At 66.9% G+C, this 23178-nt stretch carries 21 protein-coding genes; 16 read left to right on the top strand and 5 right to left on the bottom strand.

From position 1 onward, the window contains the following. Positions 1 to 106 precede the first annotated feature (106 nt). From ACWCIA_RS18950 to ACWCIA_RS18970, 5 genes are all read left to right on the top strand, one after another. Complete coding sequence (locus ACWCIA_RS18950; RefSeq protein ID WP_454165782.1) at positions 107 to 2461, top strand: M1 family metallopeptidase; 2355 nt, start codon at positions 107 to 109, stop codon at positions 2459 to 2461. Between the two features lie 200 nt (positions 2462 to 2661). After that, positions 2662 to 5043, top strand: a complete 2382-nt coding sequence (locus ACWCIA_RS18955; protein WP_454165784.1) for a M1 family metallopeptidase — start codon at positions 2662 to 2664, stop codon at positions 5041 to 5043. Continuing rightward, positions 5040 to 5531 (top strand): DUF6702 family protein, encoded by a 492-nt coding sequence (locus ACWCIA_RS18960; RefSeq protein WP_454165786.1) that lies wholly within the window; start codon positions 5040 to 5042, stop codon positions 5529 to 5531. The genes ACWCIA_RS18955 and ACWCIA_RS18960 overlap by 4 nt, the downstream gene beginning before the upstream one ends. A 7-nt stretch (positions 5532 to 5538) precedes the next feature. Next, a complete protein-coding gene (locus ACWCIA_RS18965) occupies positions 5539 to 7572 on the top strand; it encodes a TonB-dependent receptor (protein ID WP_454165787.1) in 2034 nt (677 codons plus the stop codon). 54 nt (positions 7573 to 7626) lie between these two features. Then, positions 7627 to 8364, top strand: coding sequence for a 2OG-Fe dioxygenase family protein (locus ACWCIA_RS18970; protein WP_454165789.1), 738 nt, complete (start codon positions 7627 to 7629; stop codon positions 8362 to 8364). 478 nt (positions 8365 to 8842) lie between these two features. Here the strand turns inward: ACWCIA_RS18970 and ACWCIA_RS18975 are convergent, their stop codons facing one another. Together ACWCIA_RS18975 and ACWCIA_RS18980 are read right to left on the bottom strand one after the other, a co-directional pair. Beyond that, positions 8843 to 9205, bottom strand: coding sequence for a hypothetical protein (locus ACWCIA_RS18975; RefSeq protein WP_454165790.1), 363 nt, complete (start codon positions 9203 to 9205; stop codon positions 8843 to 8845). A gap of 24 nt (positions 9206 to 9229) precedes the next feature. Next, positions 9230 to 10132 carry a LysR family transcriptional regulator ArgP gene (locus ACWCIA_RS18980; protein ID WP_454165791.1) on the bottom strand — a complete coding sequence of 301 codons (903 nt, stop codon included), beginning with the start codon at positions 10130 to 10132 and terminating at the stop codon, positions 9230 to 9232. A 93-nt stretch (positions 10133 to 10225) separates the two neighbouring features. On the opposite strand from ACWCIA_RS18980, the gene ACWCIA_RS18985 reads away from it, so the two are divergent. The 3 genes from ACWCIA_RS18985 to ACWCIA_RS18995 all read left to right on the top strand — a co-directional run bounded on the left by ACWCIA_RS18985 (position 10226) and on the right by ACWCIA_RS18995 (position 15212). Further along, positions 10226 to 10843, top strand: coding sequence for a LysE/ArgO family amino acid transporter (locus ACWCIA_RS18985; protein ID WP_454165793.1), 618 nt, complete (start codon positions 10226 to 10228; stop codon positions 10841 to 10843). Between the two features lie 112 nt (positions 10844 to 10955). Continuing rightward, positions 10956 to 12074 (top strand): efflux RND transporter periplasmic adaptor subunit, encoded by a 1119-nt coding sequence (locus ACWCIA_RS18990; protein ID WP_454165795.1) that lies wholly within the window; start codon positions 10956 to 10958, stop codon positions 12072 to 12074. A 9-nt stretch (positions 12075 to 12083) separates the two neighbouring features. After that, the gene (locus ACWCIA_RS18995; RefSeq protein ID WP_454165796.1) at positions 12084 to 15212 is read left to right on the top strand and encodes an efflux RND transporter permease subunit; all 3129 of its coding nucleotides are present in this window, start codon (positions 12084 to 12086) and stop codon (positions 15210 to 15212) included. A 293-nt stretch (positions 15213 to 15505) separates the two neighbouring features. On the opposite strand, the gene ACWCIA_RS19000 is transcribed toward ACWCIA_RS18995, so the two are convergent. After that, on the bottom strand, positions 15506 to 15823 hold the full coding sequence (locus ACWCIA_RS19000; protein WP_454165798.1) for a DUF883 family protein: 318 nt from the start codon (positions 15821 to 15823) through the stop codon (positions 15506 to 15508). Here ACWCIA_RS19000 and ACWCIA_RS19005 point away from each other — a divergent pair. Further along, positions 15822 to 16451 (top strand): hypothetical protein, encoded by a 630-nt coding sequence (locus tag ACWCIA_RS19005; protein WP_454165800.1) that lies wholly within the window; start codon positions 15822 to 15824, stop codon positions 16449 to 16451. The genes ACWCIA_RS19000 and ACWCIA_RS19005 overlap by 2 nt on opposite strands. A gap of 467 nt (positions 16452 to 16918) precedes the next feature. On the opposite strand, the gene gcvA is transcribed toward ACWCIA_RS19005, so the two are convergent. Further along, a complete protein-coding gene (gene gcvA / locus ACWCIA_RS19010; RefSeq protein ID WP_454165802.1) occupies positions 16919 to 17839 on the bottom strand; it encodes a transcriptional regulator GcvA in 921 nt (306 codons plus the stop codon). Positions 17840 to 17998: 159 nt separating this feature from the next. Between gcvA and ACWCIA_RS19015 the strand changes: the two genes are divergently transcribed. The 3 genes from ACWCIA_RS19015 to ACWCIA_RS19025 are packed head-to-tail and all read left to right on the top strand — an operon-like array spanning position 17999 to position 20608. After that, a complete protein-coding gene (locus tag ACWCIA_RS19015) occupies positions 17999 to 18772 on the top strand; it encodes an SDR family NAD(P)-dependent oxidoreductase (RefSeq protein WP_454165803.1) in 774 nt (257 codons plus the stop codon). Between the two features lie 55 nt (positions 18773 to 18827). After that, the gene (locus tag ACWCIA_RS19020) at positions 18828 to 19490 is read left to right on the top strand and encodes a cupin domain-containing protein (protein WP_454165804.1); all 663 of its coding nucleotides are present in this window, start codon (positions 18828 to 18830) and stop codon (positions 19488 to 19490) included. 2 nt (positions 19491 to 19492) lie between these two features. After that, positions 19493 to 20608, top strand: a complete 1116-nt coding sequence (locus tag ACWCIA_RS19025) for a flavin monoamine oxidase family protein (RefSeq protein WP_454165806.1) — start codon at positions 19493 to 19495, stop codon at positions 20606 to 20608. Positions 20609 to 20702: 94 nt separating this feature from the next. Here ACWCIA_RS19025 and ACWCIA_RS19030 read toward each other — a convergent pair whose 3' ends face one another. Beyond that, positions 20703 to 21056, bottom strand: coding sequence for a TIGR01244 family sulfur transferase (locus tag ACWCIA_RS19030; RefSeq protein ID WP_454165808.1), 354 nt, complete (start codon positions 21054 to 21056; stop codon positions 20703 to 20705). Positions 21057 to 21156: 100 nt separating this feature from the next. Between ACWCIA_RS19030 and ACWCIA_RS19035 the strand changes: the two genes are divergently transcribed. Genes ACWCIA_RS19035 through ACWCIA_RS19050 form a run of 4 tightly spaced genes read left to right on the top strand, consistent with a single transcriptional unit; the run spans position 21157 to position 23166 of the window. Then, positions 21157 to 21489 carry a metalloregulator ArsR/SmtB family transcription factor gene (locus ACWCIA_RS19035; protein WP_454165809.1) on the top strand — a complete coding sequence of 111 codons (333 nt, stop codon included), beginning with the start codon at positions 21157 to 21159 and terminating at the stop codon, positions 21487 to 21489. Further along, positions 21486 to 21917 (top strand): YeeE/YedE family protein, encoded by a 432-nt coding sequence (locus tag ACWCIA_RS19040; RefSeq protein WP_454165811.1) that lies wholly within the window; start codon positions 21486 to 21488, stop codon positions 21915 to 21917. Before ACWCIA_RS19035 ends, ACWCIA_RS19040 begins: the two co-directional genes overlap by 4 nt. A gap of 9 nt (positions 21918 to 21926) precedes the next feature. Continuing rightward, positions 21927 to 22364, top strand: coding sequence for a YeeE/YedE family protein (locus ACWCIA_RS19045; protein ID WP_454165812.1), 438 nt, complete (start codon positions 21927 to 21929; stop codon positions 22362 to 22364). A 13-nt stretch (positions 22365 to 22377) separates the two neighbouring features. Then, positions 22378 to 23166 carry a sulfite exporter TauE/SafE family protein gene (locus ACWCIA_RS19050; RefSeq protein ID WP_454165813.1) on the top strand — a complete coding sequence of 263 codons (789 nt, stop codon included), beginning with the start codon at positions 22378 to 22380 and terminating at the stop codon, positions 23164 to 23166. Positions 23167 to 23178: the final 12 nt, after the last annotated feature.

Here is a 23178-nt window from a genome sequence, read left to right on the forward strand (position 1 = left end):
GGCGCCCCTGAAAGATGCCATTAGAATACTTTCTTCTAATCCATCTAAAAAAATCAGGGGACAAATGATACGTTTGCCAATCGCTCTGGCAGGGCTTTGCCTTACCATGTCCGCATTCGCGGCCGACCCGTTCGACGACAAATTCCGCCAGCTCGACGAGCTGCTGCCGACCGCGACTACCATCCGCACCGCTTCCGGCGCGCCGGGCCACGCCTACTGGCAGCAGCGCGCCGACTACACGATCCGCGCCACGCTCGACGAAGCGAACCGCGCGATCCGCGGCGCCGAGACGATCACGTATCACAACAACTCCCCCGACACGCTGAACTACCTCTGGCTGCAGCTGGACCAGAACATCTACCGCCCGAACTCGGACGCGCGCATGTCGGCCACCTCGGTCTCGCGCGAGGCTTGGGCCAAGCCGCGCAGCCCGGAAGAAGGCATGAAGTTCGACGCCCTGCGCACGACCTTCGAAGGCTTGACCTTCGACGGCGGCTTCAACATCACCTCGGTCAAGGCGAACGGCCGCAACCTGCCGCACGTGATCAACCGCACGATGATGCGCATCGACCTGCCGCAGCCCCTGAAGCCGGGCCAGCGCTTCTCGTTCAACGTCGAGTGGAACTACAAGATCAACGAGCAGAAGGTGCTCGGCGGCCGCTCGGGCTACGAGAAGTTCGACGACAAGAACGATCTGTTCGAGATCGCCCAGTGGTTCCCGCGCATGGCGGCCTACTACGACGCCTACGGCTGGCAGCACAAGCAGTTCCTCGGCGCCGGCGAGTTCACGCTCGAATTCGGCGACTACGACGTCGAGATCACGGTGCCGTCGGACCACATCGTGGCCTCGACCGGCGTGCTGCAGAATCCGGGTTCGGTCTTGACCGCCACCCAGCGCGAGCGCCTCGCACGCGCCAAGACCGCGAAGAAGCCGGTGATCATCGTCACCCAGGCCGAGGCGGAAGCGGCTGAAAAAGGCCGTGCCACCACGTCCAAGACTTGGCACTTCAAGGCAAAAAACGTGCGCGATTTCGCGTTTGCCTCGAGCCGCAAGTTCATCTGGGACGCCCAGGGCATGAAGAGCGGCGACACCGACGTGATGGCGATGTCCTACTACCCGAAGGAAGGCAATCCGCTGTGGGAGCGCTACTCGACCCAGGCGATCGTCCACACCATCGAGCAGTACAACAAGTACTCGTTCGACTACCCGTACCCGACCTCGATTTCCGTGAACGGCCCCGTGGGCGGCATGGAATACCCGATGATCACGTTTAACGGCCCGCGTCCGACCAAGGACAAGAAGACCGGCGAACTGACCTATTCGAAGCGCACCAAGTATGGCCTGATCGGCGTGATCATCCATGAAGTGGGCCACAACTACTTCCCGATGATCGTCAACTCGGACGAGCGCCAGTGGACCTGGATGGACGAGGGCCTGAACTCCTTCGTCCAGACCCTGGCCCAGGAAGCCTGGGAAGAGCAGTGGCCGGAAATGCGCGGCGAACCGCGCCTGATCACCGACTACATGAAGAGCCGCAACCAGGTGCCGATCATGACCAATTCGGAGTCGCTGCTCCAGTTCGGGAACAACGCTTACGCCAAGCCGGCCGCCGCGCTGACCGTGCTGCGCGAGACGGTGCTGGGCCGCGAACTGTTCGACTTCGCCCTCAAGGAATACGCGAACCGCTGGAAGTTCAAGCGCCCGACCCCGGCCGACTTCTTCCGCACCATGGAAGACGCGTCCGGCACGGACCTCGACTGGTTCTGGCGCGGCTGGTTCTACACGACCGACGCGGTCGACGTCAGCATCGACGGCATCAGCGAGTACACGGTCAGCAGCCAGAATCCGGAAACCGAGAAAGCCTGGCGCCGCAAGCTGAAGGAAGCCGAGCCGGTCTCGCTCTCGGACCAGCGCAACAAGGGCATGCCGCGCCGCGTCGACGCCCATCCCGAGCTGAAGGATTTCTATAACGAGCACGACGAGTTCACGGTCACGAATGCCGACCGCAACAAGTTCAACGAAACCCAGGAAAAGCTCGAGGACTGGGAAAAGGCCTTGCTCAGTTCGGGCAAGCACCTGTACCTGGTCGACTTCACCAACGTCGGCGGGCTGGTGACGCCGCTGGTGCTCGAGATCCAGCTCCAGAGCGGCAAGAAATACATCGAGCGCATCCCGGCCGAAGTGTGGCGCTACTCGCCGAAGAAGATCACGAAACTGATCGTCACCGACGAGCCGATGACTGGCCTGACCCAGGATCCGTTCTGGGAAACCGCCGACATCGACCAGAACAACAACGCCTGGCCGCGCAAGCTGACCCCGTCGCGCCTGGAACTGTTCAAGACCCAGCCGCCGGGTAACGACATGATGAAGGACTTCAATACCAAGCTGAAGACCAAGGAAGAGAAGGCGGCGACCGCCGAGGAACCGAACAAGGAGACGGTGCCGGTGGTGCCGAAGTAAGTGCCCGTAGGGTGGACGGGGTAACTCAGGCCAGTGGCCTGAGTTACGATCCACGCGTTCAGCCAGGACAAGATCAGCCGAGCAGGCATTTCAAGCGTGATTTGGACGCGTGGACGGCGGAGCCGTCCACCCTACATTGAGCCGGTGGCCACGTTAAAAACGCGGCTGCCGGTTTCGTCTTTTAGAACAGATAATCAGACATGAACATGAAGCACCTTGCGCGCGCAGCCGCGCTGACCTTGATGCTGTCCGCCGGCGCCCACGCCGCCGACAAATTCGACGACAAGTTCCGCCAGCTCGACGAGCTGCTGCCGACCCCGACCACCACCCGCACCGCGTCCGGCGCGCCGGGCCACGCCTACTGGCAGCAGCGCGCCGACTACAAGATCCGCGCCACGCTCGACGAAGCGAAGCGCGCCATCACGGGCTCGGGCACGGTCACCTACCACAACAACTCGCCCGACACCCTCGCCTACCTGTGGGTGCAGCTCGACCAGAACATGTTCCGCGCCGATTCGGCCAACCGCAACATCTCGACCATTCCCTCGCGCGAAGCCTGGCAGCGCACCGGCGCCGAAGGCGTGAAGTTCGACGCCCTGCGCGCCAACTTCGACAGCCGCGCCTTTGCCGGCGGCTTTAACATCCGCAACGTGCAGGGCAGCGACGGCCGTCCCCTGCACCACGTCATCAACGGCACCATGATGCGCATCGACCTGCCGCAGCCCGTCAAACCGGGCGCGCGCGTGGCCTTCTCGCTCGAGTGGAGCTTCAACATCCCGGAAGCGAACATCGTCGGCCGCCGCATGGGCTACGAGCGTTTCGATAAAGAAGACAAGAACGACATCTTCGAAATCGCCCAGTTCTTCCCGCGCATGGCGGCCTACTACGACGTGGCCGGCTGGCAGAACAAGCAGTACCTGGGCGACGGCGAGTTCACGCTCGAATTCGGCGACTACGAGGTCGAGATCACGGTCCCGAGCGACCACATCGTGGCCTCGACCGGCGAGCTGCAGAACCCGGGCGACGTCCTCACGGGCGCGCAGCGCGAGCGCCTGAAGCAGGCGCGCACGGCGAAGAAGCCGGTGATCATCGTCACCCAGGCCGAGGCGACGGCTGCCGAAAAACAGCGCGCCACCAACATGAAAACCTGGCGCTTCAAGGCGAAGAACGTGCGCGACTTCGCGTTCGCGACCAGCCGCAAGTTCATCTGGGACGCGCAGGGCATCAAGAGCGGCGACGTCGACGTGATGGCGATGTCCTACTATCCGAAGGAAGGCAACCCGCTGTGGGAGCGCTATTCCACGCAGGCCGTCGTGCACACCATCGAGCAGTACAACAAGTACTCGTTCGACTACCCCTACCCGACCGCCATTTCCGTGAACGGTCCGGTGGGCGGCATGGAATACCCGATGATCTCGTTTAACGGCCCACGTCCCACCAAGGACAAGAAGACCGGCGAACTGACCTATCCGAAGGCGACCAAGTATGGCCTGATCAGCGTGATCATCCACGAGGTCGGCCACAACTACTATCCGATGATCGTCAACTCGGACGAGCGCCAGTGGACCTGGATGGACGAAGGGCTGAACAGCTTCCTCCAGTTCCTCGCCGAGAGCGCCTGGGAAGAAAACTACCCGTCGCGCCGCGGCGAACCGCGCGCCATCGTCGACTACATGAAGAGCCGCAACCAGAACCCGATCATGACGAATTCGGAGTCGGTGCTGCAGCGCGGCCCGAACGCCTACGGCAAGCCGGCCACCGCGCTGAACGTGCTGCGCGAGACGGTGCTGGGCCGCGAGCTGTTCGACTTCGCATTTAAAGAATACGGCCGCCGCTGGAAGTTCAAGCGTCCGACCCCGGCCGATTTGTTCCGCACGATGGAAGATGCCTCCGGCACGGACCTGGACTGGTTCTGGCGCGGCTGGTTCTACACGACCGATGCGGTCGACGTGAGCGTGGACGGCATCAGCGAGTACACGGTCAGCACCCAGAATCCGGAAACCGAGAAGGCCTGGCGCCGCAAGTTGAAGGAAGCCGAGCCGACCTCGCTCTCGGACCAGCGCAACAAGGGCATGGCGCGCCGCGTCGACGCGCACCCCGAGCTGAAGGATTTCTACAACGAGCACGACGAGTTCACGGTCACCAACGCCGACCGCAACAAGTTCAATGAAACACAGGAAAAGCTGGAGGACTGGGAAAAGGCCTTGCTCGCCTCGGGCAAGCACCTGTACCTGGTCGACTTCACCAACGTCGGCGGGCTGGTGACGCCGCTGGTACTCGAGATCCAGCTCCAGAGCGGCAAAAAATATGTCGAGCGCATCCCGGCGGAAGTGTGGCGCTATTCGCCTACGAAGATTACGAAGCTGATCGTGACCGATGAGCCGATGGTGTCGCTTACCCAGGATCCGTTCTGGGAGACGGCCGACATCAACGTCGACAACAATGCCTGGCCGCGCAAAGTCACCCCGTCGCGCCTGGAGCTGTTCAAGACCCAGCCGCCGGGCAACGACATGATGAAGGACTTCAATGCGCCGCTGAAGAAACCTGAAGCGAAGCCTGAAGCCGCGAAGGCCGTGCAATGAAGCGTTCTTTCAAGACGATGATCGCCGCCGTCCTGTTCTGCGTGAGCGGCGCGGTGGCGGCGCACCGCTTCCACGCGGGCATCGCCGACATCTCGTTCAACGCCCGCACGGGCAGCACCGAGATCGTGCACACCTACATGGCGCACGACATCGAGGCGCTGCTGGCCAACCTGTACGGGCGCCAGTTCGACCTGACCGACCCGGAAGACCAGGAAGTGCTGCGCAAGTACGTCGAGCCGCGCTTCTGGCTGGAGGGCCAGGACAAGGCCAGGCTGACGCTGCGCTGGGTCGGGATGACGATCGACCCGACCAACGTGACGATCTACCAGGAGATCGAACAGACCCCCTTGTGGAAGGCGGCCGCCGTGCGCAACGCCATCCTGGTCGACTTCCTGCCCGACCAGGTCAACACCGTCAACCTCAACGAAGGCAATGCCGTGCGCACCCTGACCTTCGACCGCACTACTACCGAACAGCCGACGCGCTGATAGAAACATGCTCCTGCTTCGCCCCCTTCCCTGCGCGCTGGCCGCGCTGTTCGCCTGCTCCCCTTCCCTGGCCGACGACCTGGTGCTGCAACGCGTGCTGGTCGAAGGCTCGCGCTCCAGCCAGCTCGGCATGGCCGATTCGGCCGGCGCCGGCAGCGTCGGCCAGAAAGAACTGGCCGCCCGTACCGCCTACCGTCCCGGCGAAATGCTCGAAGCGATGCCGGGCTTGATCGCCAGCCAGCACAGCGGCGAAGGCAAGGCCAACCAGTTCTACCTGCGCGGCTTCAACCTCGACCACGGCACCGACCTCGCCACCTGGGTCGACGGCATGCCGGTCAACCAGCGCAGCCACGCCCATGGCCAGGGCTGGACCGACGTCAACTTCGTGATCCCCGAACTCGTCGGCCGCCTCGACTACCGCAAGGGCCCCTACTCGGCACGCAGCGGCGATTTCTCCTCGGCCGGCAGCGCCGACATCGGCTACGCGAACCGCCTCGTGAAAGACCTCGGCAGCGTGACGCTGGGCGAGGACGGCTTCGCACGCGCCCTGGTCGCCGGCTCGCCGGAACTCGCCGGCGGCACGCTGCTGTACGCGCTGGAAGGGATGCGCAACGACGGCCCGTGGACGCGGCCCGACGACTACCGCAAGTTCAACGGCGTGCTGCGCTACAGCCGCGGCTACGCGAACAACGGCTGGAGCGTCACCGCCATGGCCTACCGCGGCAGCTGGAACGCGACCGACCAGATCCCGCTGCGCGCGGTGGAAAACGGTGCGCTCGGCCGCTTCGACGCGGTCGACGCCACCGATGGCGGCAGCGCGCGCCGTTACAGCCTGTCCGGCGTCTGGCGCCGGACCGGTGCGGATTCCGCTTCCAAGCTGAGCGCCTACCTGATCCGCAACCAGCTAGCCCTCTTTTCCAACTTCACCTACTTCATGGTGGACCCGGTCAACGGCGACCAGTTCGCCCAGCCCGACCGCCGCGTCACCAGCGGCCTGGACGCCACCCACACCCTGCACCTGCACCGCGGCGAGACGATGGCCTCCGACCTGACGTTTGGTGCGCGCCTCCAGAACGACAACATCTTCAACGGCCTGCACAACACGCGGGCGCGCCAGATCCTGTCGACCACGCGCGAGGACCACATCGTCGAAACCAGCGGCGCCGTGTTCGTGGAAAGCGCGACGCGCTGGAACCCGGTGGTGCGCACCATGCTGGGCCTGCGCGCCGACCGCTACCGCTTCGACGTGCGCAGCAACCTGGCGGCGAACACGGGCCGCGCATACGACACGCAGGCGAGCCCCTCGTTCAGCCTGATCGTGGCGCCGCTGGCCTCGACCGAGTTCTATCTCAACTACGGCCAGGGCTTCCACAGCAACGACGCGCGCGGCACGGTGGCGGCGATCGATCCGGCCAGCCTGGAGGCGGTCGAACGCGCGCCGGGCCTGGTGCGCTCGACCGGCATGGAACTCGGCCTGCGCACCGAGGCCATTCCGAAGATGCAGACGGCCGTCGCCCTGTACCGGCTCGACTTCGATTCCGAGCTGACTTACATCGGCGACGCCGGCATGACCGAAGCGGGCGAGGCCAGCCGCCGCTATGGCGTCGAGTTCTCGAACTACTGGCGGCCTTTGAAGTGGCTGTCGGTGGACTTCGATGCGGCGTATGCGCGCGCCCGTTCGCGCAATGGCGACCGGATCCCGGGTGCGGTGGAAGGCGTGGGCCAGCTGGCGCTCACCGTCGACAGGGCCGGCCCATGGTCGGGCGCGCTGCGCCTGCGCTACTTCGGCCCGCGTCCGCTCATCGAGGACAACAGCGTGCGCTCGCAGCCGAGCACCACGCTCAACGGCCGCATCGGCTACCGGATCGGGCGCGACATGCAGGTCGAGATCGAAGGCTTCAACCTCGCCAACCGGCGCGATTCGGCCATCGACTATTACTATGCATCGCAACTGGCCGGCGAAGCGGCGCCGCGCGAGGACATCCACTTCCATCCGATCGAGCCGCGCACTTTCCGCGTGACCTTCACCAAAACCTGGTAGGGCTTCAGGAGGAGGACCTGACCGCCGCGTGCAAAAAATGCTACGCTACCGGGCATGACCTCACCTGAACCACTCTATACCGATCCTTCCCGACTCCACGAAGCCCTGCAGGGCGACGGCTATGGCCTGCTGCGCCCGAGCGACGTCGCCCAGCTGGCCGGCTGCTCGCTCGAGGAGCTGTCCGGGCTTATTCCGAGCTGGGACCGCCTGGAACTGGACAACTACCTGAAGGACGGCGGCCGCTACCGGCGCCGCCGCCACTCCTGCTTCATCGACGACGGCCGCACGCTGGCGCAGACGCCGCACCGCGCGCACTGGCAGCCGGTCGAATACAACGCCCTGCACGGCGGCATGCACCGCCTGTTCGAACCGATCGAGCCGGCGACCATTGCGCAAGGCGCCTGGGAACGGCTGCTGCGCTCCCTCGGCGCGGTGTGTTCGAGCGTGCGCAAGGCCCAGCCCTGGTACGTGGAAGCGCACCAGTTCCGCATCGATACCGCCGACGGCATCGGCCGCCCGACGCCGGAAGGCGCGCACCGCGACGGCGTCGACTTCGTGGCGGTGATCCTGATCGGCCGCACCAACATCAAGGGCGGCGAGACCCGCATGTTCGAAGCCGACGGCCCGCGCGGCCTGCGCTTTACCATGACCGAACCCTGGACCCTGCTGCTGCTCGACGACGCACGCGTGATCCACGAATCGACGCCGATCCAGCCGCTGGGCGAGCATGGGCATCGCGATACGCTGGTGCTGACCTGGCGTGCGGGGAGTTTCCAGGGCGAGGGGGTGTGATTCGCCACGCGGCTGGCTCTGCGTAGGGTGGACGGCTCCACCCGGCAGCTTGCGTCTGCGCGGCAGGGAAGCCGTCCACGCGTTCAACGTGCAGTCGAAACCCTGTCGCCTTCCTTCTTCTGCTGCTGAACGCGTGGGCGGCGTTCACGCAGCAGGCCAGTCTTCCGTTCGGGTGTAGCCGACCACCCTACATCCGTAGCCCCGCGTGCCCCATACAGCGAAACCCGACCAAAAAAAACGCCCGCGTACCTGGGGGTAGCGGGCGGTAATCCAGAGTTTCGGAGAAAAACTGGAGGAGACGGTTCCAATATAACCCCATTTATTGTGCGTCGCAATACAGTAAAACTACCGGACTCCTGAGACAATGCCCTCCGTCCGCGTAAGAATCCTCCGACGACTAATGCGATACCGATGATTTCATGGTGCGCCGCACCATCGCAGTGCCTTCCTCGCCCGCGCCGCACGGCACCGGTGCGCTTTACCCGCCTCCGCGCCCTGCCCTGTTCCCTTCCGATGCTGCCGGCGCGGGTGACTTTTCACAATGTTCCTGTGGGTTTTTGTGCACATGCGCGGCCTGCCCGTCGTGTGCGGCGCCGGCGGCGGCCATCGCGCGCATCGAGGGCGTGAGGACCTGCGAGGGCACGCGGCTGTTCGGGGCGACGCTGCCGAGATGGGGCGCGGGCCGGTCGCCTGCGCGCGCCGGCAAGGCGCCCGAGGCGGGCGGCGGATCGTCGGGCATGGGACAGCGCGCGGCGACAGGCCCGGCGGCGGGAACGACATCCTGCGCGGCGCAGGCCGGCAGCCCTGCGCACAGGGCGGCAATCAAGAGCGGCTTCTTCATCGTGACCTCCATCGACACCCCATTCTAGTCCCCTTCCGCCAGCGGCAGCAGCACGCCGTGCGCCGCCTCGACCAGTGCCGCGCCCATGCGCTCGACGCGCTGCGGCTGGATGCGCCAGGCATGCCAGTACAGGGGCACGTCGATGAATGACTGCGGCGCCAGGTCGACCATGCTGCCGTCGTCGAGCAGCGCCTGGCATTGCTCGAGCGGCAGCATGCCGTAGCCGAAACCGAGCCGGATCGCCTGCACGAAGGGTTCGCTGGCGGGCACGTAATGGCAGGGATAGCTGCCCTCGGGCAGGCCGAGGTGCTCGAGCAGGAAGGCAGCCTGCAGCACATCCTTGCGGTCGAACACGACCACCGGGGCGCGACGCGCGGCCTCGCGCTCGAGGCCATCGGGGAACCAGTGCCGGGCAAAATCGTGCGCGGCCACCATCCGGTAACGCATCACGCCCAGCGGCGTCGCCGTGCAGCCATGCATGGGCTGGGCATTGCCGGCGATGCAGGCCACCGCGCGCCCCTCTTCCAGCAGGGCGAAGGTATGGCCCTGGTTGTCGAGCACGAACTCGGCCAGCAAGCCCTCCCTCTGCAGGATGGGCGCCAGCACCGGCAGCAGCCAGGTCGCCAGGGTGTCGTTGTTGACGGCCAGGGCGACCCGCGCCGGGCCGGTGTCGACACCCATCTCGGCCAGGAATTCCGATTCGAGCAGGGTGCTGCGGCGCAGGTATTGCAGCAGGCGCATGCCGGGCACGGTGGGCCGGCAGGGGCGGCTGCGCACCAGCAGCGGCGTGCCGAACTCGGCTTCCAGCGCCGAGATGCGCTGGGACACGGCGGAAGAAGACAGGCCAAGCTGGCTGGCGGCCAGCTCCAGGCTGCCGGTATCGACGGCGGCCGTGAAGGCGGCGCTGCGGCGGGGATCGACTCGCATATTCAGTTTTTCTTAAGCATCTTTAATAATGCTGAATATAATTGAAGTAGGACCTTACCCCCGGGAGAATGCGGTTCCCATCAAGGAGCTGTCATGTTTTCCCAACACCTGTTCTTACAAGGGCTGGCCCTCGGCGCCAGCCTGATCATGGCGATCGGCGCCCAGAACGCGCACGTCATCCGCACCGGCGTGCGCGGCGAGCATGTCGCCGCCACCGTCGCCGCCTGCATCGTCATCGACGTCGCCCTGATCGCGCTCGGCATGTCCGGCCTCGGCACCCTGATCGAATCCTCTCCTGCCCTGCTGGCGCTGGCGCGCTATGGCGGCGCCGCCTTTCTCGTCTGGTACGGCTGGCGCTGCTGGGCGAGCAGCCTGCGCGGCGGTGCGGCGCTGGCCTTGCCTGGCGAAGGCGCCGCGCTGGGCCTGAAGCGGGCGCTGGTGACCGTGATCGCGCTGTCGCTCCTCAATCCCCACGTCTGGCTCGACACCGTCGTGCTGCTGGGCGCGGTCGGCAGCAGCCTGGCCGGCGAGCAGCGCGGCGCCTTTGCCCTGGGCGCGATGACGGCCTCGGTGCTGTGGTTCACCGCGCTGGGCCTCGGCGCGCGGCGCTTCGCGTCGGTGCTAGGCCGACCTGCGGTATGGCGCGCGATCGAAGGGCTGACCGGCACGCTGATGCTGGTGCTGGCCTGGCTGCTGGTGCAGGGAGCGTGAGGCCTGCCGGCATAGTTGAACTCGCGTCAACTTTTCGTGTGGTTTGATACACTGCTGCATTGCGCTCAAGGCGAGCGCCTTGCCCGAACCTGGACCCCGGAAATCCACGCACATGCCCTCCTCGACTCCACGCATTCTGTCCGCCATCCTGCTCGTCCTCGCCCTCTCCGCCTGCGGCAAGGATGAGGAAGAAAAAAAGGACGCCCCCGCTACCCCGGCCCTGACCGTCACCACGGCCAAGCCCGCGGCGAGCAGCCTGCCGCTGCGCCTGGGCGCCAACGGCAACGTCGCCGCCTGGCAGGAAGCGGTCATCGGCAGCGAGTCGGCCGGGCTGCGCCTGACGGAAGTGCGCGTCAACGTCGGCGACGTCGTCAAGAAGGGCGAAGTGCTGGCCGTATTCTCGGCCGACACGGTCAGCGCCGACGTCGAGCAGGCGCGCGCGGCGCTGCAGGAAGCGCAGGCGAATGCGGCCGAGGCCTCCGCCAACGCGAAACGCGGCCAGGCCCTGAAGAGTTCCGGCGCGCTCTCCGAGCAGCAGGTGACGCAATACGTCACCGCCGAGCGCACCGCGCTGGCGCGGGTGGCGGCGGCGAAAGCCACGCTGGCCCAGCAGAACCTGCGCCTCAAATACACGCAGGTGGTGGCGCCCGACAGCGGCATCATCTCGGCGCGCAGCGCGACGGTGGGCGCGGTGGTCGGCGTCGGCACCGAACTGTTCCGCCTGATCCGCCAGGGCCGCCTCGAATGGCGCGCTGAAGTGACGGCGAACGACCTCGGACGCATCAAGCCCGGCACCCGCGTGACGGTCAAGGCGGCCAACGGCAGCGAAGTGGCGGGCAAGGTGCGCATGGTGGCGCCGACCATCGATGCCCAGACCCGCACGGCGCTGGTCTATGTCGACTTGCCGCCGGCGCTGTCGGCCAATGCGCCGCTCAAGGCCGGCATGTTCGCCGGCGGCGAATTCGAACTCGGCAGCTCGGAAGCGATGACGGTCCCGCAGCAGGCCATCGCCGTGCGCGACGGCTTCAGCTACGTGTTCCGCCTGAACCCGGACAGCCGCGTGAGCCAGCTGAAGGTGACGACCGGCCGCCGCCTGGGCGAGCGCATCGAGGTGGTCGGCGGCCTGGCGCCGGACGCGCAGATCGTCGTCAGCGGCGCGGGCTTCCTGAACGACGGAGACCTGGTGAGGAATGTACCGGCGACCGCCCCCGCCAAGGTCGCGGCGCGCTGAGGATCGATCATGAATTTTTCCGCCCTCTCCATCCGGAATCCGATTCCGGCGATCCTGCTGTTCGCCCTGCTCACGCTGGCGGGCCTGCTCGCCTTTAACGCCAACAAAGTCCAGTTCTTCCCCGACATCGAACTGCCGATCGTGACCGTCACCGCGACCCTCGACGGCGCGGCGCCCGCCCAGCTGGAGACCGAGGTGGCGCGCAAGATCGAGGATTCGGTCGCCACCCTGCAGGGCGTCAAGAACATCTATACCAAGGTGCTCGACGGCGTGGCCACGGTCACCGTCGAATTCATCCTCGACAAAAACCTGTCGGACGCCGTGAACGACGTGCGCGACGCCGTCTCCCAGGTGCGCTCCGACATGCCCGCCGAGATGCGTGAGCCGAGCGTGACCAAGGCCGCCACCGCCGGGCGCGCGGTGCTGACGTTCACGGCCAGCGCGGCTCCCGGCAAGGGCTCGGGCGGCACTGGTCTCGACGACCAGGAACTGAGCTGGTTCGTCGACAACGCGGTATCCAAGCGCCTGCTGTCCGTGCCCGGCCTGGGCGCGGTCAAGCGGGTCGGCGGCGTCGACCGCGAAGTGCGGGTCGAGCTGAACGCCGAGCGCATGGCGGCGCTGCGCGTGTCGGCACTGGACGTGTCGCGCCAGCTGCGCAACGTGCAGCGCGAAGCCCCGGGCGGACGCGGCGACGTCAGCGGCGCCGAGCAGTCGGTGCGCACGCTGGCGACCGTCGCCAGCGCCCAGGAACTGGCGCGCATGGACATCCCGCTGCCCGACGGGCGCCGCGTGCGCCTCGACGAGGTGGCGACCGTGGTCGATACCGTCTCCGAGCCGCGCTCGCTGGCCGAACACGACGGCCGCAAGGTGATCGGCTTCGAGATCTTCCGCACCCGCGGCGCCAGCGAGACCGAGGTCGCCGAAGGCGCGCGCGCCGCCGTGGCCGAGCTGCAGAAGGCGCACCCGAACGTGGTGCTGCGCGAAGTGGTCGACAACGCCGAGCCGGTGCAGGAAAACTTCGACGCCTCGATGGAGATGCTCTACGAGGGCGCGGTGCTGGCGGTGATCGTGGTCTGGTGGTTCCTGCGCGACTGGCGCGCCACCTTCGTCGCCGCCGCCGCCCTGCCGTTGTCCGTGATCCCCGCCTTCCTCGGCCAGTACCTGTTCGGCTACACGCTCAACATGGTGACCCTGCTGTCGCTGGCCCTGGTGGTGGGCGTGCTGGTGGACGATGCGATCGTCGAGATCGAGAACATCGCGCGCCACCTGAACATGGGCAAGACGCCGATGCAGGCGGCACTGGAAGCGGCCGACGAAATCGGCATGGCGGTCATTGCAACCACCTTCTCGCTGGTGGCGGTGTTCCTGCCGACGGCCTTCATGGGCGGCATCCCGGGCCGCTTCTTCAAGCAGTTCGGCTGGACGGCGGTGCTGGCGATCCTGGCCTCGCTGGTGGTGGCGCGCCTGCTCACGCCGATGATGGCGGCTTACATCATGAAGCCGGCCAAGCCGCACGAGGAAAAGGACGGCCCGCTGATGCGCCGCTACATGCGCGCGATGCAGTGGTGCCTGCGCCACCGCCTGATCACCGCGATTGCGACTGCCGTATTCTTCATCGCCTCGATTTCGCTGGTGCCGCTGCTGCCGACCGGCTTCGTGCCGGCCGCCGACCGCGGCCAGACCATCGTCAACGTCGAGCTGCCGCCCGGCTCCACCCTGGCGCAAACCCGGGTCGTGGCCGAGCAGGCGCGCCAGGCGGCGATGCGGGTGCCGGGCGTGACCAGCATCTTCAGCTCGATCGGCGGCGGTTCCAGCGGCGACGCCTTTGCGCCCGGCGCCTCGGCCGAGGCAAGGCGCGCGGTGCTGACCGTGACCACCGTGCACCGCAGCGACCGCGACGAATCGCTCTCCGAGCTGGAACGCCAGATGCGCACGCAGCTCTCCGGCATCCCGGGCGCGCGTTTCAGCGTCGGCCAGGCCGACACCGGCGGCAAGCTGCAGCTCGTGCTGCGCAGCGAAGACCCGGCGGCACTCTCCGCCGCGGCCCAGCGCGCCGAGCGCGAACTGCGCGGCCTGCAAGGCATCGGCAACGTCAGCTCGAGCGCCTCGCTGGTACGCCCGGAGATCATCGTGCGTCCCGACTTCGCGCGCGCGGCCGACCTCGGCGTCACCGCTGCCGCCATCGGCGAAACCGTGCGCGTGGCCACCGCCGGCGACTACGAGCAGGCGCTGCCCAAGATGAACCTGTCCGAGCGCCAGGTGCCGATCCGGGTAAAACTGCCGGACGCCGTGCGCGCCGACCTGGACGCCATCGGCCGCCTGACGGTGCCGGGCAAGAACGGTCCCGTGCTGCTGGCCACCGTGGCTGACATCACGATGGAAAGCGGCCCGGCCGAGATCTCGCGCCTGAACCGCAGCCGCAACGTGACGCTCGACGTCGAGTTGGGCGGCCGCTCGCTGGGCGACGTCAATGCCGAGGCGCGTGCCCTGCCCGCTTTCACGAGCCTGCCGGCCTCGGTGCAGATCGCGGAACTGGGCGACGCCCAAGAGATGCAGGCGCTGTTCGCCAGCTTCGGCATCGCCATGACGATCGGCGTGCTGTGCATCTACGGCGTGCTGGTGCTGCTGTTCGCCGACTTCATGCAGCCGCTGACCATCCTGGCCGCCCTGCCGCTGTCGATCGGCGGCGCCTTCGTCGCGCTCCTGATCACCAACAGCGCGCTGTCGATGCCGACCATGATCGGCCTGATCATGCTGATGGGGATCGTGACCAAGAACTCGATCCTGCTGGTCGACTACGCGATCCTGGCACGAAAGGCCGGCATGGCGCGCTTCGAAGCCTTGGTCGACGCCTGCCACAAGCGTTCGCGCCCGATCGTGATGACGACCATCGCCATGGGTGCGGGCATGATGCCGCTCGCGCTGGGCCTGTCGGGCGACCCGAGCTTCCGCTCGCCGATGGCGATTGCGGTGATCGGCGGGCTGATCACCTCGACGCTGCTCAGTCTCCTGGTGGTGCCGGCGGTGTTTACCTATGTGGACGATTTCAAGCTGATGCTCAAGCGCGGCGTGGGGCGGATGCGGCGCCATCCGCCGGGGGATGCGGTCAAGGCGAAGGAATCGGCGGCGGTGAAGTGAAGTTGGCGGCCTTCCCCCGCTTGCGACTTGTGGTGGAGGCGCCTGGGTCATTGCGGGTGAAACCGCGTGGGCTCGAGAGCCCACCCTACGAACCTCGCTGCTTCGCGGTGCTGCCTTGGTAGGGTGGGCTCGTCATTGAGGCCCCCAGCCTCAATGACCCCACGCTGTACGGCGCATCCAATCCGACTGCTCCGCTCCACACCACAAAACAAAACGCCGACACATCGTGTCGGCGTTTTCTTATCGCGACCGGTTCCAGCCGAAAGAGATCGGCCGGAACCCTGCGCTAGCGATTAATAATAATCGCGATCGCGGCGCTTGCTGCCACCCAGCAGCTTGGCCAGGATGTAGCCGGCGCCCAGGGCGATGGCCACAGCGGTGCCCGGCTTGTTGCGCACATACTCGCGGCCCGAATCGGCCAGTTGCTGGTAGGTGTCGTTCATCTGGGCCGAACGGTCGCTGAACTGGCTCGATGCGCCGCTGAGCAGGCCGCTCAGCTTGTCGACGCCGGCGTGGGCGGTGCTGACCACGCGCTCGACGATCGGCTGGGCAGCTTCGCCGGCCTTGTCGATCGTCTTGTGCAGCTGGTCAGGCTTCATCGAAGCCATCATGCCCTCTTTCGACGACGACGACGAATCGGCGCCGGTGCTGCTGGTGCCGGTCGAGCCGCCCATGGCACCCGACGAACCGCCCATCGAACCCGACGAGCTGCCGCCGGTCGACGAGGCGCCCATGGCGCCCGACGAACCCGAGGACGAGCCGGTGCCCGACATGCCCGACGAGCCGGTCGAACCCGAGGACGAGCCCGAGGTCGACATGCCCGAGGCGCCGGTCGAACCCGACGACGAACCCGAGGTCGACATGCCCGAAGCACCGGTCGAACCCGACGACGAACCCGAAGTCGACATGCCCGAGGCGCCGGTCGAACCCGACTGCGACGAACCCGACAGGCTGCTCGAGGAGCCGCTCATGCCGCCGCTGCTGCCGGCGCCGCTCGAACCCATGCTGCCGGTGCTGCCCGAGCTGCCCATGTTGCCGCTGCTCGAACCCGTTGCCGGGCTGGCGCTGGTCGACGAGCTGCCCGAGAGGCTGCCCGACGAGCCGGCGCTGGCCGACGAACCGGTGCTGCCCTTGCCCAGGCTGGAGGTCGACTTGTCGTCCTTGTTCAGGCTCGACTGGTTGTTGCTCATGCTGTTGCCTTTGCCGGCATCAACGCCTTTTCCCTCGCTCGACTTCTGATTATCCATGACTTTTGTCCTTGTAAAATGTAAGACCAACGCGGAGTAGACCGGTATCCGACCATCACCACATTCTTCCTCGATTCCGCTCGAAACAAAACGGAGGCGCGAAAATGTACTGCGCTACATCAATGGCTCATTCGGATTTTGCCTTCGGTCAACGAGTCGGCTCGACGACCTCGGAAAAACTCAAAAGTTCCGTTGAAAACTTGAAGCCACGTCACTTTCGCATCCCGTTTTGCAAGCGTACGCCGATTTGACGTACTGCACGATTGCGGCGGCCGGGTAACCACGTCACGATACAAAAAATATAACGACTGGGGTAGCCGGACCGTGCGCTGACTAACAGAGCAATGAGATCAATGACGATGAAGCAAAAATAAGCGCGAAAGCAGGCGTGTTGCGCGATGTTTTAATGAACAAAGGAAATAGAAACGGCTTGCGGGAAAGTCCTGCAGAGGCAGGCGTTCAGCCTTCGGCCGGCTCCCCGCCGGCTTCCTCGAACAGCCAGTCGCGAAACGCCGCCAGCTTCGGCAGGCCGGTACATTCCGGCCGGTACACGACGTAATAGGCCAGCGGCGAGCGGCAGGCGATGTCGGGAAAGAGGCGCACCAGGCGCCCCGCCACCAGGTCGTCGTGCACCATCGCGCTGCGCGCCAGGGCAATGCCGTGACCGTCGATGGCCGCCTGCAGGACGGCGGCCGAGTTATTGATCTGCATGCCGCGCAGGCTTGCGGCGCCGGCCACGCCGGCCGAGGCTAGCCAGTCCGCCCACGAAGGCAGGCCCTGCCCTTCCATCGTCAGGTCGTGGATCAGGGTCTCGCGCGCCAGGTCGGCCGGCTTGCCCAGCCGCTTGCGGCGGCGCAGGGCGGGCGAGCAGACCGGATAGATTTCCTCCTCCATCAGCTTGTCGGCGCGCAGGCCCGGCCATACGCCGGCGCCGTAGCGCACGCCGATGTCGACCCGCTGCACCACGAAGTCCACCGGCTTCTGGCTGGTGTCCAGGCGCACGTCGGTGTCGGGCCAGCGGGCCTGGAAGCGGTCGATGCGCGGCAGCAGCCATTTGGCCGCAAAGGAGGGGCTGACGGTGACGGTGAGCACGCCGCTCGCCGCCCCTTCCCTGAGCCGCTCCATGCCCAGCGTCAGCCGGTCGAAGCCGGCGCGGATGTCGGGCAACGCCCGCTCCGCGGCCTCGGTCGGCACCAGCCGCGCCCGCCCGCTGCTCCCGCGGTGGAACAGCGGCGTGCCCAGCCATTCTTCCAGCGTCCTGACCAGCTGGCCGACGGCGGCCGGGGTGACGTGCAGCTCGGCCGCCGCCGCGGAAAAGCTGTTATGGCGGGCACTGGCCTCGAAGGCACGCAAGGCTTTCAGGTGGACGGGAGAGGTCATGACGGTAAAGATTTTCTTTTAGGTGAGCATAGTTTATCTGGTTTGTGCGGCCGCGCTGCAATGCGCAGAATGCCTCCCGTGTCGATGGTCTCCGGACCTCGACCGACAACTTTTTATTTACCAAGGCCTGCAAGCTGCGGGCCATAACGGGAGTCCCACATGAGCAAGCAATTCGAAGGCAAGAAACTCCTGGTCGTCGGCGGCACGAGCGGCATCGGGCTGCAGACCGCGCGCACGGTCCTGGCCGAAGGCGGCAGCGCCGTCATCGTCGGCAACCGCCGCGACAAGGCGCGAGCCGCGGCTGCCGAACTGGCCGTGCTCGGCCCGGTGTCGGCCCTGAGCGCCGACCTGTCCAGCGCCGAAGGCCTGGCCGCGCTGCTGGCCGCGATCGACAGCGACCACACCGACATCGACCTGCTGGTGAATGCGGCCGGCCTGTTCCTCCCGAAACCCTTCCTCGAGCACCAGGAAGCGGACTACGACCAGTACATGTCCCTGAACAAGGCGACCTTCTTCATCACCCAGAAAGTCGCGGCCAACATGGTTGCCGGCGGGCGTCCCGGCGCCATCGTCAACATCGGTTCGATGTGGGGCAAGCAGGCCATTGCGGCGACGCCGTCGTCGGCCTATTCGATGGCCAAGGCGGGCCTGCATGCGCTGACCCAGCACCTGGCGATCGAACTGGCATCGAAGCAGATCCGCGTCAACGCGGTGTCGCCGGCAGTGGTGGAAACCCCGATCTACGAGGGCTTCATTCCGAAGGCCGAAGTGCACGGCGCGCTGCAGGGTTTCAATGCCTTCCATCCGATCGGGCGTGTCGGTACCCCCCAGGATGTGGCCGAGGCGGTGGCCTTCCTGCTGTCGGACAAGGCAGGCTGGGTCACGGGCGCAGTGTGGGACGTCGACGGCGGCGTCATGGCCGGCCGTAACTGAGTCGTCCCGCACATGCTTAAATAGCGGGACATTTCAGGGATCGCCGGAGGACACCATGTACATCAACGCAGATTTCTCGCGCCGCGCGGTAGTCGCGCCGCAGCAGTACCAGTGGGTCGCCTCGCCGCAGGCCGGGGTGGAACGCGTGATGCTCGACCGCATCGGCGAGGAAAAAGCGCGCGCCACCAGCATCGTCCGCTATGCGCCCGCGTCCGACTTCCCGCGCCACCTGCACCCGGGCGGCGAAGAGATCCTGGTGCTGTCCGGCGTCTTCTCCGACGAGCACGACGACTTCCCCGAGGGCTGGTACCTGCGCAATCCGCCGGGATCGTCCCATCGCCCTTCCAGCAGGGACGGCGCGCTGATCTTCGTGAAGCTGTGGCAGATGGCGGCCGACGACACGGCGCAGGTCCGCATCGATACCCGCGATCCGGCCGCCTGGCGGCGCGAAGGCGCGCGCATGGTCTGCCCGCTGTTTGCCAGCGAACGCGAACAGGTGTCGCTGCAGCGGCTGGAGCCGGGTGCCGCCATCCTCGAGCAGGCGGCGGGCGGCGCGGAAGTGCTGGTACTGGCCGGCAGCATCGAAGGCGACGGCAGCCACGGGCGCGGCACCTGGATGCGCTTTCCTCCCGGCGAGGTCCCGGACCTCGTGGCCGGCCCGGAAGGCGTGAGCTTCTATCTCAAGACCGGCCACCTGGCCGGCGATCAACCGAATTGACCATGCAGACTGCACGCATCGCCATCATCGGCGGAGGCCTGGCCGGGCTATACGCCGCTTACCTGCTCGAACAACAGGGCTGCCACGACTATGTCCTGCTGGAGGCGCACACGGCCTGCGGCGGCCGCATTATTTCCGCATCCGCATCCGCGTCCGCCCCTCCCTCGCGGCGCGGCCGCATGGACCTCGGCCCGACCTGGTTCTGGCCGTCCATGCAGCCCGGGCTGGACCGGCTGGTACGCCAGCTGGAGCTGGAACGCTTCGCGCAGTACGAAGAGGGCGACCTGCTGGTCGAGCGCTCACCCGCCGGGCCGCCGCTGCGCGTCGCCGGCTACCTCAACTCGCCGCCCTCGATGCGCCTTGCGGGCGGCATGCAGGCCCTCACCGATGCCCTGCGCAGCCGCCTCGGGGCAGACCGCATCCTGACCGGCCAGACGGTGCGCAGCCTGCGCGCACAGCCCTCCCACGTGGAGCTGGACAGCGAGGACGCGGACGGCCGCACGCGTACCTGGCAGGCCGAGCACGTCCTGCTGGCCGTGCCGCCGCGCCTGGCCGCGCAGACGATCGCCTTCATCCCTGCCCTGCCCCAGGCCCTGGCCCGGCAATGGCAGGCGACGCCGACCTGGATGGCGCCCCACGCAAAATACGTGGCCGTTTACGAGACGCCGTTCTGGCGCGAACAGGGCTTGTCCGGCGGCGCGCGCAGCCTGGTGGGGCCGCTGGGCGAGCTCCACGACGCCTCGATCCCGGGCGGCGACGCCGCCCTGTTCGGCTTCTTCGCCCTGCCTGCCCGGCTGCGCCGCGAACTCACCGACGAGGTGCTGCAGGCGCAGTGCCGCGCGCAGCTGGTGCGCCTGTTCGGCCCGCGGGCGGGCGCGCCGACGGCGGAATTCATCAAGGACTGGGCCAGCGATCCGCGCACCGCGACGGCGGCGGACCTGGACGCTGCCGGCGACCATGGCGCCGCGCCGCTGGCGAGCGCGGGCGATGGCGCCTGGGCCGGCCGCCTCACGGGCGTAGCCAGCGAATGGTCGCGCGCTTTCCCCGGCTATGTCGCCGGGGCGGTCGATGCGGCGGGCGCAGGAGTCGGCGCGCTGCCCGAACGGCCGTTTCGATAGGCCTGCCGAGGCGAGGCCGAGCGCGGCCGATGTCCCATCCCTGCCACTTCCCCGGGGCTGAGGGGTGACGAAGCAGGCTGCGCCCGGCGCCAACTCAAGCGCCGCCCCCATCGCGTTGCAAGCTGGCGGCCTGCTGCCATAACGTCTCGGCGCGCAAACCGGTACGGCAATACGCAAGAACCGGCCGCGGCGCATTGGCCAGAATCGCGGCGAACGCGGCGACGTCGGATTGGGTGATCTTGCCTGGCACGACCGGCAAATAATGCGCCTCGATGCCGTGCAGCGCTGCCTCCGACGCCAGTTCGGCGAACGCAGGCTGGCCATCGCCCTCCCCATCGGGACGGTTGCAGATGAGCGTGGCCACACCTGTATTGCGCAGGCCAGCCAGCTCCGCAGGCGTCACTTGCGGCGCGACCGCAAAGTCTTCAGCGAGATAACGAACGTTCATATCGACTCCTTGTGCGTATTGCGTACAACAATCTATTGAATTATATATTGTTGATGCATATAATATCCGCAGGAATATTGAAGCGCAAGGAGGACCGACGATGACCGAACCACACAAACTCGACCTGCATGCCATGCAAGCGGCTGCGGCACGCGCCTGCGGCATGTTGAAGGTGCTGGGCAACCCCGATCGCCTGCTCCTGCTGTGCCAGCTGGCGCAAGGCGAATACTGCGTCAGCGAACTCGAAACGCTGCTGCGTATCCAGCAGCCGACCTTGTCCCAGCAGCTCGGCGTGCTGCGCGAAGAAGGCCTCGTGAGCACCCGGCGCGAAGGCAAACAGATCTTTTACAAACTCGAGAGCAAGGAAGCCATTGCGATCATGGGCGTCCTCTACGAACTTTTCTGCCTGCCCAGTAAAGGAGTGCAAGAATGACGATCGACTGGATCCATTTCACGCCCTGGACGGCACTGGCCGGCGGCATGCTCATCGGCCTGGCAGCGGCGCTACTCATCCTCTTCAACGGCCGGATCGCCGGCATCAGCGGCATCCTCGGCGGCCTGCTGCGGGTGCAGCCTGGCGATGCCGGATGGCGCATCGCCTTCCTCGGCGGCCTGATGGCCGCCCCTCTCGTATATGGCCTGGCGGCCTCACTGCCCGAGGTCACGGTCGAGGCGGGCACGGGCACCCTGGTGGCGGCGGGCCTGCTGGTCGGTGTCGGAACCCGTTATGGCGCAGGCTGCACCAGCGGCCATGGCGTATGCGGCGTCTCACGCACGTCGCCGCGTTCGCTGGCGGCCACGGCGGCATTCATGTTCGCCGGATTCGTCACGGTCTACATTGCGCGCCACGTGCTCGCCTGAGGAGATGACATGCACATCGTAACGGCATTGGTAGCCGGCCTGGTCTTTGGCATCGGGCTGATCGCATCGGGGATGACCGATCCGGCAAAGGTGACCGGGTTCCTCGACCTGGCCGGCAGCTGGGATCCGTCGCTGGCACTGGTGATGGGCGGCGCGGTCCTGGTCGGCCTCGTCGCTTTCGGGTACGCGCGCGGCCTGGACCGCTCGCTCCTGGGCACTCCCATCCACCTGCCCACCGCGGCCGGCATCGATCGCCGCCTGGTGCTGGGATCGCTCACCTTCGGCGTCGGCTGGGGACTGGCCGGGTATTGTCCAGGCCCGGCGCTCGCTTCGCTCGCTTCCGGCGGCGTCAAGCCGATGACGTTCACGCTGGCGATGCTGGCAGGGATGGCCGTGTTCGAAGTCCTCGAGCGGGTGTCGGCGGCGCGCATGCGCGCCGGCGCGTGAGCAGGCAAGCGGCATGCTGACTGCTTTGTCCCTGGGCCTGGTGGTCGGGCTGGTGCTCGCACTGACCGGCGCCGGCGGCGGCATCCTGGCCGTTCCCTTGCTGGTCTTCGGCGCCGGTGCGACCGTCGCCGAGGCGGGACCTGTCGGGCTCCTGGCTGTCGGCATGGCGGCCGCGTTCGGGGCGGTGCTCGGGCTGCGGGCCGGGCTGGTGCGCTACCGCGCGGCCGCGTTGATCGCCGCCGCCGGCATGCTGCTGTCGCCTGCAGGACTATGGGCTGCACGGCAAGCCGATGGCCGCTGGCTGGCGGTGCTGTTCGGGCTTGTATTGTTGTATGTGGCCACGAAGACCTACAGGCAGGCGTCGGGCCGGCGCCCGGCGCTTGCCGCCTCTCCCGCGTGCGTGCGCGACGGAGCCACCGGGCGTTTCATCTGGACCCGCCCATGCGCCCGTGCGATGGCCTTGTCTGGCGGCCTCGCCGGCCTGCTGTCCGGGCTGCTCGGCGTCGGAGGCGGCTTCGTGATGGTTCCGGCATTGCGGCGTTACACCGACCTGCCGATGCAAGCGGCGCTTGCCAGCTCGCTGGCGGTCATCGCCCTGATTTCGCTGGCCGGCGTCGCCGCCGCCGCCGCCAGCGGCGGCATGGACTGGAACATCGCCCTGCCCTTTTCGGCGGGTGCGCTTGCCGGCATGCTCGGCGGGCGTTCGCTCGCTGCCCGCCTGGCCGGGCCGCAGTTGCAGAAAGGTTTCGCAGTCGTGTCCGCGCTCGCCGCCGTGGCGATGATCGTGAAGGCGCTGTCGTAGAGAAGTCCCGTT

The organism is Massilia sp. SYSU DXS3249 (assembly GCF_053668055.1).